The organism is Vreelandella stevensii S18214 (assembly GCF_000275725.1).
GTDB lineage: Bacteria > Pseudomonadota > Gammaproteobacteria > Pseudomonadales > Halomonadaceae > Vreelandella > Vreelandella stevensii.
On sequence record NZ_AJTS01000044.1, the window covers coordinates 1 to 15,550 of the forward strand.

14 protein-coding genes and 2 rRNA genes are annotated in these 15,550 nt (G+C 54.9%); 12 read left to right on the forward strand and 4 right to left on the reverse strand.

The window, feature by feature from the left end:
* Positions 1 to 82: 82 nt before the first annotated feature.
* Positions 83 to 2,976: ribosomal RNA gene (locus tag HSS18214_RS0112755) — 23S ribosomal RNA — on the forward strand.
* Positions 2,977 to 3,129: 153 nt separating this feature from the next.
* A 5S ribosomal RNA gene (gene rrf, locus HSS18214_RS0112760) occupies positions 3,130 to 3,245 on the forward strand.
* A gap of 90 nt (positions 3,246 to 3,335) precedes the next feature.
* Here the strand turns inward: rrf and HSS18214_RS0112765 are convergent.
* From HSS18214_RS0112765 to flgA, 4 genes are all read right to left on the reverse strand, one after another.
* Positions 3,336 to 4,076, reverse strand: coding sequence for an SDR family NAD(P)-dependent oxidoreductase (locus tag HSS18214_RS0112765; protein WP_016915678.1), 741 nt, complete (start codon positions 4,074 to 4,076; stop codon positions 3,336 to 3,338).
* 67 nt (positions 4,077 to 4,143) lie between these two features.
* Complete coding sequence (locus HSS18214_RS0112770; RefSeq protein WP_016915679.1) at positions 4,144 to 4,593, reverse strand: flagella synthesis protein FlgN; 450 nt, start codon at positions 4,591 to 4,593, stop codon at positions 4,144 to 4,146.
* 8 nt (positions 4,594 to 4,601) lie between these two features.
* The gene (gene flgM, locus HSS18214_RS0112775) at positions 4,602 to 4,868 is read right to left on the reverse strand and encodes a flagellar biosynthesis anti-sigma factor FlgM (protein ID WP_016915680.1); all 267 of its coding nucleotides are present in this window, start codon (positions 4,866 to 4,868) and stop codon (positions 4,602 to 4,604) included.
* Between the two features lie 84 nt (positions 4,869 to 4,952).
* Positions 4,953 to 5,666, reverse strand: a complete 714-nt coding sequence (gene flgA / locus HSS18214_RS0112780) for a flagellar basal body P-ring formation chaperone FlgA (RefSeq protein WP_016915681.1) — start codon at positions 5,664 to 5,666, stop codon at positions 4,953 to 4,955.
* 209 nt (positions 5,667 to 5,875) lie between these two features.
* Here flgA and flgB point away from each other — a divergent pair, with 209 nt between their 5' ends.
* The 10 genes from flgB to flgK all read left to right on the forward strand — a co-directional run bounded on the left by flgB (position 5,876) and on the right by flgK (position 15,535).
* Positions 5,876 to 6,307: a flagellar basal body rod protein FlgB gene (gene flgB / locus HSS18214_RS0112785; RefSeq protein ID WP_016915682.1), complete on the forward strand. Its 432-nt coding sequence runs from the start codon at positions 5,876 to 5,878 to the stop codon at positions 6,305 to 6,307.
* A 25-nt stretch (positions 6,308 to 6,332) separates the two neighbouring features.
* Positions 6,333 to 6,743 (forward strand): flagellar basal body rod protein FlgC, encoded by a 411-nt coding sequence (flgC, locus tag HSS18214_RS0112790; protein WP_016915683.1) that lies wholly within the window; start codon positions 6,333 to 6,335, stop codon positions 6,741 to 6,743.
* Entirely contained in the window at positions 6,743 to 7,435 is a 693-nt protein-coding gene (locus HSS18214_RS0112795; RefSeq protein WP_016915684.1) for a flagellar hook assembly protein FlgD, read from the forward strand. The genes flgC and HSS18214_RS0112795 overlap by 1 nt, the downstream gene beginning before the upstream one ends.
* Before the next feature lie 35 nt (positions 7,436 to 7,470).
* The gene (locus HSS18214_RS0112800) at positions 7,471 to 9,015 is read left to right on the forward strand and encodes a flagellar hook protein FlgE (protein WP_016915685.1); all 1,545 of its coding nucleotides are present in this window, start codon (positions 7,471 to 7,473) and stop codon (positions 9,013 to 9,015) included.
* Between the two features lie 30 nt (positions 9,016 to 9,045).
* The gene (gene flgF, locus HSS18214_RS0112805; protein WP_016915686.1) at positions 9,046 to 9,804 is read left to right on the forward strand and encodes a flagellar basal-body rod protein FlgF; all 759 of its coding nucleotides are present in this window, start codon (positions 9,046 to 9,048) and stop codon (positions 9,802 to 9,804) included.
* A 30-nt stretch (positions 9,805 to 9,834) separates the two neighbouring features.
* On the forward strand, positions 9,835 to 10,617 hold the full coding sequence (gene flgG / locus HSS18214_RS0112810) for a flagellar basal-body rod protein FlgG (RefSeq protein WP_016915687.1): 783 nt from the start codon (positions 9,835 to 9,837) through the stop codon (positions 10,615 to 10,617).
* Between the two features lie 38 nt (positions 10,618 to 10,655).
* Positions 10,656 to 11,345 carry a flagellar basal body L-ring protein FlgH gene (locus HSS18214_RS0112815; protein WP_016915688.1) on the forward strand — a complete coding sequence of 230 codons (690 nt, stop codon included), beginning with the start codon at positions 10,656 to 10,658 and terminating at the stop codon, positions 11,343 to 11,345.
* Positions 11,346 to 11,443: 98 nt separating this feature from the next.
* The gene (locus HSS18214_RS0112820; protein ID WP_167538926.1) at positions 11,444 to 12,517 is read left to right on the forward strand and encodes a flagellar basal body P-ring protein FlgI; all 1,074 of its coding nucleotides are present in this window, start codon (positions 11,444 to 11,446) and stop codon (positions 12,515 to 12,517) included.
* Positions 12,517 to 13,539, forward strand: coding sequence for a flagellar assembly peptidoglycan hydrolase FlgJ (gene flgJ / locus HSS18214_RS0112825; RefSeq protein ID WP_016915690.1), 1,023 nt, complete (start codon positions 12,517 to 12,519; stop codon positions 13,537 to 13,539). Before HSS18214_RS0112820 ends, flgJ begins: the two co-directional genes overlap by 1 nt.
* 67 nt (positions 13,540 to 13,606) lie before the next feature.
* Complete coding sequence (gene flgK, locus HSS18214_RS0112830; RefSeq protein ID WP_016915691.1) at positions 13,607 to 15,535, forward strand: flagellar hook-associated protein FlgK; 1,929 nt, start codon at positions 13,607 to 13,609, stop codon at positions 15,533 to 15,535.
* Positions 15,536 to 15,550 lie beyond the last annotated feature (15 nt).

The window sequence follows — 15,550 nt, forward strand, 5'->3', positions numbered from 1 at the left end:
TTACGTAAATTGTATTGTGATACGTCTCAAGCGTATCCGGCAATCGTTATCATTGCGAACCCCAGACTCCTTCGGGTTATAGGGTCAAGCAATGAAGCGCACACGGTGGATGCCTAGGCAGCCAGAGGCGATGAAAGACGTGGTAGCCTGCGATAAGGTTCGGTGAGGTGGCAAACGACCTGCGACCCGGACATCTCTGAATGGGGAAACCCACTCATCACAAGATGAGTATCCTGTCCTGAATACATAGGGGCAGGAGGCGAACCAGGGGAACTGAAACATCTAAGTACCCTGAGGAAAAGAAATCAACCGAGATTCCCCTAGTAGCGGCGAGCGAACGGGGACCAGCCCTTAAGCGTGTGACGGATTAGACGAACAGACTGGGAAGTCTGGCCATAGCGGGTGATAGCCCCGTAGTCGAAAATCTGATCACGTGAAATCGAGTAGGTCGGGGCACGAGAAACCTTGACTGAAGACGGGGGGACCATCCTCCAAGGCTAAATACTCCTGGCTGACCGATAGTGAACCAGTACCGTGAGGGAAAGGCGAAAAGAACCCCGGAGAGGGGAGTGAAATAGATCCTGAAACCGTGTGCGTACAAGCAGTAGGAGCAGACTTGTTCTGTGACTGCGTACCTTTTGTATAATGGGTCAGCGACTTATATTCAGTGGCGAGGTTAACCGTATAGGGGAGCCGTAGGGAAACCGAGTCTTAACTGGGCGACACAGTCGCTGGATATAGACCCGAAACCGAGCGATCTATCCATGAGCAGGGTGAAGGTTGAGTAACATCAACTGGAGGCCCGAACCAGGATCTGTTGAAAAAGATTTGGATGACTTGTGGATCGGAGTGAAAGGCTAATCAAGCTCGGAGATAGCTGGTTCTCCTCGAAAGCTATTTAGGTAGCGCCTCACGTATCACCGCCGGGGGTAGAGCACTGTTTCGGCTAGGGGGTCATCCCGACTTACCAACCCGAGGCAAACTCCGAATACCGGTGAGTGCAAGCGTGGGAGACACACGGCGGGTGCTAACGTCCGTCGTGAAAAGGGAAACAACCCAGACCGTCAGCTAAGGTCCCCAAATCCTGGTTAAGTGGGAAACGATGTGGGAAGGCTCAGACAGCTAGGAGGTTGGCTTAGAAGCAGCCATCCTTTAAAGAAAGCGTAATAGCTCACTAGTCGAGTCGGCCTGCGCGGAAGATGTAACGGGGCTAAACCAGGTACCGAAGCTACGGGTTCATCCTTACGGATGAGCGGTAGAGGAGCGTCGTGTAAGCCGATGAAGGTGTGTTGAGAAGCATGCTGGAGGTATCACGAGTGCGAATGCTGACATGAGTAACGATAAAGGGAGTGAAAAACTCCCTCGCCGGAAGACCAAGGGTTTCTGTTCGACGCTAATCGGAGCAGAGTGAGTCGGCCCCTAAGGCGAGGCCGAAAGGCGTAGTCGATGGGAAACGGGTCAATATTCCCGTACCGGACATGATTGCGATGGGGGGACGGAGAAGGCTAGGTGAGCCAGGCGTTGGTTGTCCTGGTGAAAGTGAGTAGGCTGGGGTCTCAGGTAAATCCGGGACCCTTCAAGGCCGAGACACGAAACGAAGACACTACGGTGTCGAAGTCATTGATGCCACGCTTCCAGGAAAAGCCTCTAAGCTTCAGATCATGTGCGACCGTACCCCAAACCGACACAGGTGGTCAGGGTGAGAATCCCAAGGCGCTTGAGAGAACTCGGGTGAAGGAACTAGGCAAAATGGTGCCGTAACTTCGGGAGAAGGCACGCCGGCGTAGGGTGACGAGACTTGCTCTCCAAGCCCGAACCGGTCGAAGATACCAGGTGGCTGCAACTGTTTAGTAAAAACACAGCACTCTGCCAACTCGCAAGAGGACGTATAGGGTGTGACGCCTGCCCGGTGCCGGAAGGTTAAGTGATGGTGTTAGGATTCGTCCGAAGCTCTTGATCGAAGCCCCGGTAAACGGCGGCCGTAACTATAACGGTCCTAAGGTAGCGAAATTCCTTGTCGGGTAAGTTCCGACCTGCACGAATGGCGTAATGATGGCCACGCTGTCTCCACCCGAGACTCAGTGAAATTGAAATCGCCGTGAAGATGCGGTGTACCCGCGGCTAGACGGAAAGACCCCGTGAACCTTTACTATAGCTTCACACTGGACGCTGATGTTGCCTGTGTAGGATAGCTGGGAGGCTTTGAACCTCGGACGCCAGTTCGAGGGGAGCCAACCTTGAAATACCAGCCTGGCATCATTGGCGTTCTCACTCAGGTCCGTGATCCGGATCGAGGACAGTGTGTGGTGGGTAGTTTGACTGGGGCGGTCTCCTCCCAAAGCGTAACGGAGGAGCACGAAGGTACCCTCAGCACGGTCGGACATCGTGCAATGAGTGCAAGAGCATAAGGGTGCTTGACTGCGAGACAGACACGTCGAGCAGGTGCGAAAGCAGGTTCTAGTGATCCGGTGGTTCTGTATGGAAGGGCCATCGCTCAACGGATAAAAGGTACTCCGGGGATAACAGGCTGATACCGCCCAAGAGTTCACATCGACGGCGGTGTTTGGCACCTCGATGTCGGCTCATCACATCCTGGGGCTGAAGTCGGTCCCAAGGGTATGGCTGTTCGCCATTTAAAGTGGTACGCGAGCTGGGTTTAGAACGTCGTGAGACAGTTCGGTCCCTATCTGCCGTGGGCGTTGGATGTTTGAGAAGAGCTGCTCCTAGTACGAGAGGACCGGAGTGGACGACCCTCTGGTGTTCCGGTTGTCACGCCAGTGGCATTGCCGGGTAGCTATGGTCGGACGGGATAACCGCTGAAAGCATCTAAGCGGGAAGCCCCCTTCAAGATGAGACATCCCCGAGGCCTAGAGCCTCCTGAAGGGCCCAGCGAGACCAGCTGGTTGATAGGCACGGTGTGGAAGCGCTGCAAGGCGTTGAGCTAACGTGTACTAATGGCCCGTGAGGCTTGACCCTATAACACCCAAGGGGTCTGGTCGTGATGATAACGAAGAGTGTGAACGCACTCGCAACACCGGATACGCCGCAGTGAGCCAGAGCGCTTGCTGACAAGAGACGCACACAATACACGTCAAGAACACCTCAGCATGATATGCATTACCTGTTACGCCTGACGACCATAGCACGCGTGAACCACCTGATCCCATGCCGAACTCAGAAGTGAAACCGCTTAGCGCCGATGGTAGTGTGGGGTCTCCCCATGTGAGAGTAGGTCATCGTCAGGCACTTATCCCGTAGAAAGCCCCGAGCACACTGTGTTCGGGGCTTTTTGCTGTGGGCTGATATTAAAAAACCTTGATATTCAAAAACCTTAGTTACCACTCGATGGGCTGTCCTGCCCAATCCCAGAAACTGCCGGTCTCTTCGGGCCTGCGTTGCGCCATGACATCGAGGAGCCGATCAGCGACATACTCCGTTGTGAACAGCTTGTCGCTGGGTACCCTGGCCTGAAAGGGCTTGGAGAGTAAGGTATCCGTCGTGCCCGGGTGAAGACATAGCACGATGGCTTGTTTGTTGAGACGGCCAATCTCTATGGCGGCCGTTTTCATCAGCATGTTATGGGCCGCCTTGCTGGCTCGATAGCTATACCAGCCACCGTAGCCGTTATCCGTAATAGACCCGACACGGGCTGAAAGACTGGCGATAATGCTGGGATGTTTCCCTTGCAGGGAAGGCTTGAGTGCCGCAAGCAGCATGGCGGGCGTCATCGCGTTGATCTGCATGACGCGCATGAACGCTTCCTCACTTAGTTGCTCGAGGCGTTTTTCGGGCTGGATATGCAGATCTAAGTCGTGGAGCATGCCAATGGTGTTGATCAGCAGGTGAAGTGGCTGCTCTCCGACGGTCTCTGACAAGGTGCGCCGGCCGCTGCTGGTCGTCAGGTCCGCCACGACTGAGGTGATTTTGTCATGCTGCATCCTTAGCGGAGAGCGGCTGACGGCGATGATGTGGCCTGGCTGAGAGGAGGAGAGTAAACGCTGCAAGATGGCGCTACCGATGCCGCCGTTGGCTCCCGTGACCACCGCGTTAAACTGTTGGGGAAGATGAGGTAGCATGACGACTCCAGAGTTAGGCAAGGTTGCCTAATTGAAGCGCCTTGTACAAGAGTTGTCCAGATGTGTTTCAGGCAGAAGCGTTGATGCGTCCAGGTTGAGCGCTATTTCGCCCATCCGGTTTATAAAGCGTTTTTTCGGCAATTTGACGAATGTAATCCAGCATTTCCTGGTTGTGTTTCATGCGCACTGACAGCATTTGCCCCGTCAAGGCGTTCATGCGAGCCACGCGCTCTCCCTTTTCCAGCAAGCTTTCCCAAACGGGTAGGCAGTCGGCATCATTGGCTGCCTGGCGAGCGCCAGAAGCGCCATTTGAATAGCCAAGCTTGGCCTGTACGCCGCGCCTAAGCACTTCGACGCGCTCCAGCTCACCCAGGAGTGCTTGTTTCTTGAGGGCGATGTCTGACAGTGTATCGCCATCGATGCTTCCCTTGGTCAGCTCTTCTTGCTCGTGTGTAAGCAGCTCAATGAGTTCATCGAGTCGCTGCAGCTGGCTGTCGAGAAGGCGAGATAGGCTCATGATAAGGATTATAGCTCTTTCAGGTTGGCAATTAGGCCATCAGCAATGCGGTCGGCACGGATTTCCATACGCCCTTCACGAATGGCATCGCGGATTTCCTGCACCTTGGCCATATCAAGGTCCTGGCTGCCATCCGCGCTGAACTGGCTCAGCTGTGTGGATTCACGGGTCGTGTTGCCCGTATCCGGCGTTTTGGGGCCGGTAACTTTTTGAGCATCTTCACGCTGCTGCGCCTGGTTGGTGCGTACCAGCGGATTAAGGTTGTCGATTTTCACGTTGGGGGCCTCATCGTCAACGTCTGGGCATCTCGTGCTATATGGTTACTATCGGCTTGGGCACTAAAGACTTTAGGCGCTGAATCAAAAATCGACCACTAAAACACCCTGGCCAGTGACACGTGCCATGGCGATTTCGCGTGTCCCAAAGCGTACTCGAATAATATCGCCCAGTGCGCCATTGGCCATGGCTTCTCCTTCACGGGAAACCCGAAAGCCAGTGCCTTGTGCTATGACCGTGACACGCTGCCCCCGTTCCACCAAGTGAGGTGCCTGTAGAAAGTGTGCTTGAAAGGAACCGCCGCTGCGAATCGGGCGTTGAGCCACCTTGCCAATAATGTCTGCTTGATCGGTCAGCGTTTGTGGCGCAAGGCTGCTCAAATTGCCATCCCGTAGGCCCAGCATGTCGGAGGTAATGAGCGTCCCACGCTCGATATCACGCGTGGCGACCACGTAGTTACCCACGACGTCGACCTGTGCCTGTATGTACCGCACCTGGCGGCCATCGGTACCGCATCTTACCCCCACTGATACTCTACCGACCGGGGGCTGGGTCGTGTTGGGTAAAAAAGGCTCAGGCTGCACGCAGGTAGGCAGATGTGGTGATGAGGGAGTGACGGTGATGACCGCTTCCTGCCCTAATGTTTGCGTCTGTTGATAAAGAAATAGATGCACGCTCTCTTCCAGCGTCATGTCGTTCGCCTGCACCGCATAGGGAAGAGCCAGAATGGCTAGCGCCAGGAGCGAGAAGAGGGTGCGCGTATGACTGGCCGTGACGAGAGACAACGCATGAAGCATGGAAGGGGCCGCTCAGTGTGAAAACTCAGAGTCTACACAGGCCTGAGACTGCGTAGATTGGGCAGTGTAATGCAAAAGTAGCCACCGTATCATGGGAAATGCTGGCAGAAACGCTACCTGTTCCATGCTTTAAGATGAAAGCCTCGCCTCTATTATCCATGATCAAGAATTTCCGATTTATTTTGGCCTCACGGCGAGCGAGGGTCGGCATGATTGATCAGCTTGGATCAGCCTTTGATTTTCACCAGCAGGCGCTTGGCTTGCGCCAGGCGCGTCACCAGGTGTTGGCTGCCAACATTGCCAATGCGGACACGCCTAATTACAAAGCGCGTGATATCGACTTTGCCAGTGAATTGAAAAAGGCGGTCGACAATGGTCAGGCTCAGTCGCGCCAAGGCGGTGGATTGATGCTGTCACGCACCGCTGATCGTCATCTGGCTGGGCAGGGCCCGGCCTGGCAGGGAAGCGCGAGCGCCGACCTCCTCTATCGCATTCCAGACCAGCCGAGCCTGGATGGCAATACCGTGGACATGGACCGTGAGCGCACCCAGTTTGCTGATAATGCCGTTCGCTATCAAGCGGCTCTCACCATCATTAACAGTCGTATTCAAGGCCTGAAGAATGCGATGCAGCCTGAATAACCTGGCGAAAGGAGAAGAGTAAGCCATGTCCATGTTTTCAGCGTTTGACATCGCTGGTTCAGCGATGAGCGCCCAGGCGCAGCGCATGAACGTCACGGCCAGCAACATGGCCAATGCCGACAGCGTCGCAGGCCCGGATGGTGAGACTTACCGTGCCAAGCACGTCCTGTTCGAGACGCAGTTGCAGAGCAACCGCTACGGTATGGGTGGTGTTCGCGTGCGTGACATTGTCGAAGACGACTCACCGTTGCGTCTCGAATATCAGCCCAACCATCCCGCCGCGGATGAAGATGGCTATGTGGCCAAGCCCAACGTCGAGCCGGTACACGAGATGGTCAACATGATCTCTGCGTCACGCTCCTATCAGGCGAATATTGAAGTCTTCAACACCACCAAACAAATGATGATTCAGACACTGTCGCTGGGCGAGGGCTGATGATGAATATTGATACCAGTGTCATGAGCAGCGTGAATGGAACAGGCTCCAGCGGGCTGTCAACGCGACAGTCGCAAGAGCTGCGTGAAAGCTTTCTAACACTGCTGATCACACAGTTACAGAACCAGGATCCGCTTAACCCGTTGGAAAATGCGGAGATGACTTCACAGCTGGCGCAAATCAATACCGTGAGTGGAATAGAAGAGCTGAATTCCACGCTTAACGGTATTACCGAGCAAATGGATGCTGCCAAATCTCTTCAGGCCGCCGGATTGATTGATAAAGCCGTTCTGGTCCCGGGAAATAATGTCATGGTGAGTTCTGATGCCGAGAATGGTTCTTTTGCTACCCCGTTTGGTATTGAGCTTGCTGTGCCTGCTGAAAGAGTCGAAGTGACAGTCACTAGCCAGTCAGGTGAAGTGGTTTACACCAATAATTTGGGCCGTGTGTCAGCAGGCGTGGAGTCGTTCAGTTGGGGAGGTACCACCAACGCGGGTGAAGCCGTGCCAGCAGGTGCCTATCGGGTCAACTTCAGAGCCACCGATGCTGAAGGGGAGCTGTTGGACGCCAAACCGCTGAATTATGCGCTGGTTCAAGGCGTCACGCCCGGCAAGGGGGGCAGTGATGTGCGCCTGGATCTGGGAGCGATTTTTGGTCAGGTTTCCATTGATCAAGTGAAACAAATTCTCTAACCACTTTTTCTTTAACGACTTTCGAGGGATCAACAATGTCTTTTACTACCGCCGTCTCGGGGATTAACGCTCAGGCAGAAAGACTGAACGTGGCAGGTAACAACATCGCCAACTCACAAACCGTGGGTTACAAAAGCTCAAGCGTGCGCTTTGCCGACGTGTTTGCGGCTTCACAGGGAATTGGGGTGCGCGTGTCCGATTCGCGCCAGGACTTCACCCAAGGCAGCATCGAGAATACCGGCCGTAACCTGGATTTGGCGGTGGCGGGAGACGGTTTCTACCGCCTGGAGCGCCCATCAGGTGAAGTGGGCTACTCGCGCAATGGCGAGTTCAGCTTGACATCCGATGGTTTCATTGTAAATGCTCAAGGCGATCGCCTGACGGGCTATGGCCTGGATCAAAACGTTGATCAAGAGGCCGTCAGAGCTGGCACCGCACTGCCGTTTCCTTTCACTGATATCCTCGTCGGCGGCGCCCCACAGGCACTGCAAGTACCTGCTGATGACCTGCCTGCGCGCCAAACATCAGAAGTTAACGGTATTTACAACCTGGATTCGCGGGCTCAGCCAGGTGAAGATCTGGTCACCAATCGGTTCCGTATTCAAGCTGGCGAGGATCAGGCTGACCTGAGTCTTAACTACCACTTTAGCAACAACTACACGACCTACGACTCGCTTGGCAACCCTCGTCAGGTTACCACTTACTACGAAAAAGTTGCGGATAATACTTGGCTTGCAACGATCGCAGTCGACGGCCAGCTTCAAAGCGCTAACGGTGGCCCATTTGACCCAGAAAGTGATACCCCCCAGGCCTTTTTGCTCAACTTCAACCAAAACGGTCAGCTTTTAACCAAAGCCGATGTCGTGGCTGTTGACGGTTTTAACACCGAGCCCAACAGCGCCTTCGATGCGTTAGCCAATTCTGCCGTGGTGGGTGTTACTGCCGTATCCGATGCTTTCAACTATACCCAGGACGGCGACGCTCCTTACACTCGTAACTCCAGTTTCTACGCTGAAGGCGATGCCGGGCGTATAACTGACAACCAGGAGTGGATAGAAAACTTCATCTCCGATGGCAGCAACGTGCAAAGTAGTAGCGCCATCAATATCACGATTCCCGGTGTCCAAGGCGCCAATAATCCGTTCACCTTCGCCTTCAATTTTGCCGGTAGTTCGCAGTTTGCCAACACTTCCCAGCAAAATGAGCTGAATCAGGATGGTTATACCTCGGGTGCATTGGCGGGTATCACCGTGACTGAAGATGGCACTATTGTACGTAACTTTACCAATGATCAGTCGCGCCCGGCCGGGCAGATTGCCTTGGCGAGTTTCCGTAACAACGAAGGTCTCGAACCTCTGGGTAACAACCTGTGGGCTGCCACGAACAGCTCCGGCTTGGCTAACCTTGGGGTGCCTGGCTCAGGCCGTTTTGGTGCTATTCAGGCGGGCGCCGTAGAAGCGTCTAACGTCGAGCTGGCCAAGGAGCTGGTGGATACCATTATTGCGCAGCGTGCTTATCAGGCCAACTCCAACACGATCAGCACCCAGGACGAGCTCCTGCAGACCATTATTAACCTGTAATAGTGGCGTCATCGCGCTAAGGAGCCCGCTGTGGATCGTATGCTTTACACCGCCATGAGTGGCGCAAAACACACCATGGACCAACAGGCAGTGGTCAGCAATAACCTGTCTAATGTGTCCACGGCGGGGTTTCGTGCCCAGTTGCAGGCGGTACGTTCGGTGCCCGTGCAAGGCGATGGCGTGCTGCCTACCCGTGTATCCGCCGTCACGACGACGCCGGGAACCGACTTTTCTCAAGGTCCCATCGAGCGAACTGGCCGGATGCTGGACGTGGCCATGCAAGGCAATGCCTGGATGGCGGTGCTAGCGGAGGATGGCAGCGAGGCGTATACCCGGCGTGGTGATCTGCAGCTGGATAGTGATGGCGTGTTGCTCAGTGTAGGCCGTCCCGTCATGGGGGATGCAGGCCCCATTGCGGTGCCTCAAGGCGCGCAGATCTCCTTTGGCGCCGATGGAACCATCAGTGCCATTCCTCAGGGCGAAGGGCCTGAGGCAATGGTAGACGTTGGCCGTATCAAGCTGGTCACGCCAGATCAGCAGGCACTGGTGCGTGGTGACGATGGCTTGTTCAGAGCGCCACCCAACGAGGATGGAGAGTTTGGTGCCTTGCCCGCTGATGGAGACGCACGGCTGGTGAGCGGCGCTCTGGAGGGCAGTAATGTCAGTGCTGTCGATGCCATGGTATCGATGATCGACGTTGCGCGGCGTTACGACATGCAAATGAAAATGCTGAGCACGGCCGATGAAAATGCCCAGCGTGCCAATAGCATCTTATCGATTCAAGGCTAATCGCAGCCACTCAGCCAAGGGAACCAAGTCATGATCAAGTCTTTGTGGACTGCCAAAACCGGGTTGGAGTCGCAGCAAACCAAGCTCGATGTCATCTCTAATAATCTGGCGAACGTTAGCACCAACGGTTTCAAACGCTCTCGACCAGTGTTTGAGGATTTGCTGTATCAAAACATGCGCCAGCCGGGTGCGCAGAACAATATCCAGGATCGCTTGCCTTCCGGTATGCAGGTGGGTACCGGGGTGCGTGCTGTAGCCACAGAGCGCTTGCACACCCAGGGCGGCCTGGAAGAGACCGGCAACTCTCGCGATCTGGCCATTAACGGTGAGGGCTTCTTTCAGGTGTTGTTGCCCGATGGCACCATTGGCTATACCCGTGACGGCAATTTTCAGCTGAATGAAAATGGCCAAATGGTCACCGCCAACGGTTACCCTCTTGAGCCCGCTATTTTTATCCCTGCCAATGCGCTCGGGATCACGATTGGCGAGGACGGTACCGTGAGCGTCCGCCAGCCGGGCATTGCGCAGGACGCCGATATTGGCCAGATCAATATTGCCTCGTTCATCAACCCGGCGGGTCTGGAAAGCATTGGTGGCAACTTGTACCTGGAAACGGGTGCGTCCGGTGCGCCTAACCAAAACGCGCCAGGTAACAATGGGGCTGGTCGCCTGCTCCAGGGGTACGTCGAAACGTCGAACGTCAACGTCGTTGAAGAGATGGTCAATATGATTCAGACGCAGCGCGCGTATGAAATCAATAGTCGTGCCATCTCAACGAGTGATGAGATGTTGGCGCGCTTGAGCCAGCTCTAATGCTGCCGATGCGTAGAGCATAGGGATAGGGTCGCGTTATGTTTGAACTCCATGGTAGCTTGCGCCGTTTGGCTCTTGTCGGGATGGCCGTATTCGTCCTGATGGTGGCGGGATGTGCACAGATACCCCGTGCCTCGGTGGTCGGTGAGCAAGAGCAGATCAATATTGTGGATCGCCCACCGCCGGTTCCTAACGGCTCTATTTATCAAGCCAGACGGGGTTATCAGCCGCTGTTCGAGGATCGCCGCCCACGTTTGATCGGCGATATTCTAACCATTGTGCTGGACGAAGAGGTCAGTGCCAGCAAGAGCGCCCAGTCGAACGCCAATCGCAGCGGCTCGGCTAGCCTGGACATCGCACAAATACCGGAAATCATCGATTTTCTGGAAGACTTCGGCTTCGATGTCTCCTCAGACAGTATCTTTTCCGGTGGAGGCGGCTCGCAGGCCACTAACTCGTTCACCGGCACCATCACCGTCTCGGTACTGGAAGTGATGAACAACGGCAACCTGCGAGTACGTGGTGAAAAGCAGATTGCCATCAACCAGGGGACGGAGTTCATTCGCTTCTCCGGCGTTGTGAACCCTCGTACGATCACTGCCCAGAATACGGTGCCCTCCACTCAGGTAGCGGATGCCAGAATCGAGTATGTCGGTGATGGGTACATCAATGAGGCGCAGCACATGGGTTGGTTGCAGCGCTTCTTCCTCAATGTATCGCCCTTCTAGGCGTGCTCAACTGCTCGATAAAAGAGGCCTGGTGCAATATGGCGAATCTGTGGAAGGTGGGAAATTCCATCAAGTTACTCTCGTGTGTCACGGCGGTCATGTTTTTTTGCCTATCGGCACTCCCCGCTCAGGCTGAACGGGTGCGTGAGCTAGCTAACTTTGCTGGCGTGCGAGATAACCAACTGGTGGGGTATGGCCTGGTCGTAGGCCTGGATGGCAGCGGCGACCAGACCACGCAAGCGCCTTTCACTAGCCAGAGTCTGACCAACATGCTTTCTCAGCTGGGCGTCACCGTGCCGCCGGGTACCAACCTGCAGCTGCGTAACGTGGCGGCAGTCATGGTGACCGCCGATCTGCCGCCGTTCTCCAGACCGGGCCAGCGTCTGGATATCGTGGTTTCGTCCATCGCCAATGCCAGTAGCTTGCGCGGCGGTACGCTGTTGATGACGCCTTTGAAGGGCGCCGATGGCGATACTTATGCCATTGCTCAGGGCAACATGCTTGTCGGCGGCTCGGGGGCGCAGGCGGGCGGCAGTAGCGTCCAAATCAATCAGCAAGCTTCCGGCCGGATACCCAATGGTGCTTTGGTCGAGCGGGAAGTGCCGCTCAATCTGGGGGGCAATGGCGGAGCGTTGGAACTGCAGCTCAACGACGCGGATTTCGGTACCGTGCAACGGATGGTTTCGGCGATCAACAGCGAGTTCGGCCGTTCCGTGGCGTATGCCAGAAATGGCCGAGTGATTGCGCTGGATGGTCCCATGGACGCCAACGAGCGGGTCAACTTCATGGCGCGTGTGGAGAATGTGCAAGTGACGCCCACGGAAGCGCCTGCCCGCGTGGTCCTGAATGCGAGGACCGGCTCTGTGGTGATGAATAGTGCGGTGACTCTGCGCCGGGCAGCCGTTGCCCATGGCAACCTTTCGATCATGATCGATACCCAGTTTGGGGTGAGTCAGCCCAATCCGCTAGGCCAGGGTGAAACGGTGGTCGTACCAGACGCGGATATCAATATCGAACAGCAGGAGGCGTATCTACAGATCGTCGAGGGTGCCCAACTCAATGAAGTCGTCAATGCGCTGAATGCACTTGGGGCGACACCGCAGGACCTGATGTCGATTCTTGAGGCGCTCAAGGCCTCTGGTTCATTACGCGCCGAGCTGGAGATCATCTGATGAGCATGGGAGACATGACGAGCCAGTTCGCACTGGACATGAATGGCTTTCAGCGCCTTCAGCACAACGCCCGGGTTGACCCCGAAGCGGGTGTGCAGGGCGCTGCCCAGCAGTTTGAAGCGCTGTTCATTCAAATGATGGTTAAAAGCATGCGCGATGCCACGCCAACGTCAGGCCTGATGAACAGCCGCGACATGAGTTTTTATCAGTCAATGATGGATCAGCAGTGGTCGCAGGTCATGGCGTCTCGCGGTATTGGGCTGGCGGACGCCTTGATCGACCAGTTACAGCGCCAGGGAGCCATTGGCCAGGCGCGGGATGCCGACCAGGAGCTGCAGACGCTGATCGCCGGTATCCCACGGGGTACACCGCGTGTGCTGGATAACCCGCTTCAGCCAGAGGGAGTATGGCGCGATGACAACTCAGGCAATGGCCGTTTCTACCAGGAGCTGGATACGGTCCGCCAGAGTGACGCTCGTCAAGCGGAGCGCCCGGCAACGGCGGCTGTCACTACGCGTGACCCGCACCCACATGATCATGTAGAACGTTTTATGAACACCCTGGCAGCGCCTGCGCAAGCAGCGAGCGTGGCCACTGGCGTACCTGCGGAGCTGATTCTGGCCCAGGCCGCGCTTGAAACGGGGTGGGGGCGACATGAAATCGCTACTCAGCAGGGGCGTAACAGCTTCAATGTGTTCGGCATCAAGGCAGGCAGCCATTGGCAAGGCAACACGACCAATATCGTGACTCACGAATATATCAACGGTCGGCGCACACAGGTGGTCGATGCCTTCCGTGTCTACGATTCGTTTGAGCATGCGTTTACCGACTACGCCCGATTGATTGGCAATAACCCTCGCTATGCGGGGGTCGTGCAGGCAGGTACGCCCGAGCAGGCAGCTCATGCGCTGCAGCGCGGTGGGTACGCCACTGATCCGTGGTATGCCGAGAAGCTGATTGCGGTGATGAACACCATGGGGCCCATTGGTACGGCCAGCAACCTGTTGGCGGATGCCCGCTAGCGTCACGGGGTATTCAAGTTTTTCTGCGCACTGCCGATAGTCAGGTATCGGCCTAAGGAATTGAACCATGAGCATGTTTTCGATCGGCTTGAGCGGCCTGAATGCTGCGCAGAACGCCTTGAATACGACCAGTAACAATATCAGTAACGTCTATACGCCCGGCTATAATCGCGAGCTGACCTTGTTAGGTGAGGGGCGCGTTGGCGGTGGTGTGCGCGTTAATGATATTGAACGGCAGTTCAATACCTACGTAGCCAATCAGCTCAATAACGCCAAGACACAATCCAGCGCACTGTCTACCTATAACAATCAAGTTTCTCAGATTGATAATTTGCTTGCTGATCGCGATGCAGGCCTCTCGCCGTTGATGCAAACGTTTTTCTCGTCTCTGGAGGACTTGGCCAGTTCTCCCTCAGACCCTGCCGCTCGTCAAGGGGTGCTTGGAACAGCAAGTACATTAAGTGCTCAGTTTCGCTCCTTTGATGGCTATCTGCAGGATATGCAGAGCAATATTAATAGCCAAATCAAGGATGAAGTGACCCAAATTAATAACTCGCTTGAGCAGATTGCGGGGCTGAATAAAGAAATTTCTCTGGCGCGTGCGCGTACGGGTGATGCGCCTAATAGCCTGCTTAACCAGCGCGATCATCTGGTTTCTGAGCTTAACGAGCGAATGGATCTACACCTGAATATTCAGGACGGTAAAACCTATAACATTAGCCTTCCTAACGGCCAGCCGCTCGTGACGGGTACAGACTCTTTTAAACTGGAGGCGGTACAGGCTGACAACGACCCACAACGCACCATCGTCGGCTATCGTGATGGTAGTGGTAACGTCGTAAAGTTAAATGAGTCAACGATAAAAGGCGGTACGTTGGGTGGGCTAATGTCGTTCCGTTCTGAGACGCTGGATAAAACCCAGAATCAGATTGGTCAGCTGGCTGTTTCGCTCTCGGTTGCTTTTAACGATCAGCATAAAAAGGGTGTGGACCTGGATGGCGAATTGGGTGGGGACTTCTTTGAACTAAGTAAGCCTCTAGGGTACAGCTATAAAGGCAATGCCTCTGAAATAGCATCCGTTGAATTCGATACTGATAATATTGATGAGCTACGCGCTACAGACTACACCATCAGTTATCGCAATGACGCGTATAGCGTGACACGTAATGACAGTGGTGACGAGGTGGACTTCACATTGGATGGCGGAGTACTGTCCTTTGGTGGCGTTAATGTTGCCTTTGAGAGTACGCCACAGAATGGCGATAAGTTCGAAATTCAGCCTGTTCGTCGCGCCGGCCAGGATATGAAGGTGGCGATTACGGACGGGGATAAAATAGCCGCAGGTGATGCAGGCTTAGACGGTGAAGAAGGCAGTTCTCTTACTTCATTTAAACACTCGGGTGATTTAGCCGTTGATGACCTAAAGATGTCGCCAGGGGCATTCTCTAACCATAAAGAGTATACGTTAAGGCTGGATTCAGAGGGCAAGTTAACAGTAACACCACCGGATTCGACGATCCGCATTGATGGTCAACCTTTTGATGTAGATAGCATTTTAGATTTAGAAGAGAACAAAACGGTTGAAATAGATGGGATGAGCTTTACGCTTACCTCTACCTCACTCCCGGCCACTGATGAAGCGGCGACGTTGACGGTTACCGAAAACATTATCGCGGCCTCGGGTGATAACCGTAACGCATTAGCTTTGCAAAAGTTGCAGAGTGAGGCAGTGGTGGGAGGCTCAGCCTCCGTTAGTTCTGCCTACGCCTCCATTGTGAGTGATGTCGGTAACCGTGCCAATATTACTCAGGTTAACCTGGACGCGCGTCAAGGACTAACCGATCAGCTGCGCGCGGTGCAGCAGTCTGAGTCTGGTGTAAACCTGGACGAAGAGGCTGCCAATCTGATTCGCTACCAGCAGTACTATATGGCCAATGCGCGTGTCATCGATACGGCGGGCTCTATTATGGACACCATTTTGAACTTGCGGAACTAACAAGAGGCTTAGGCG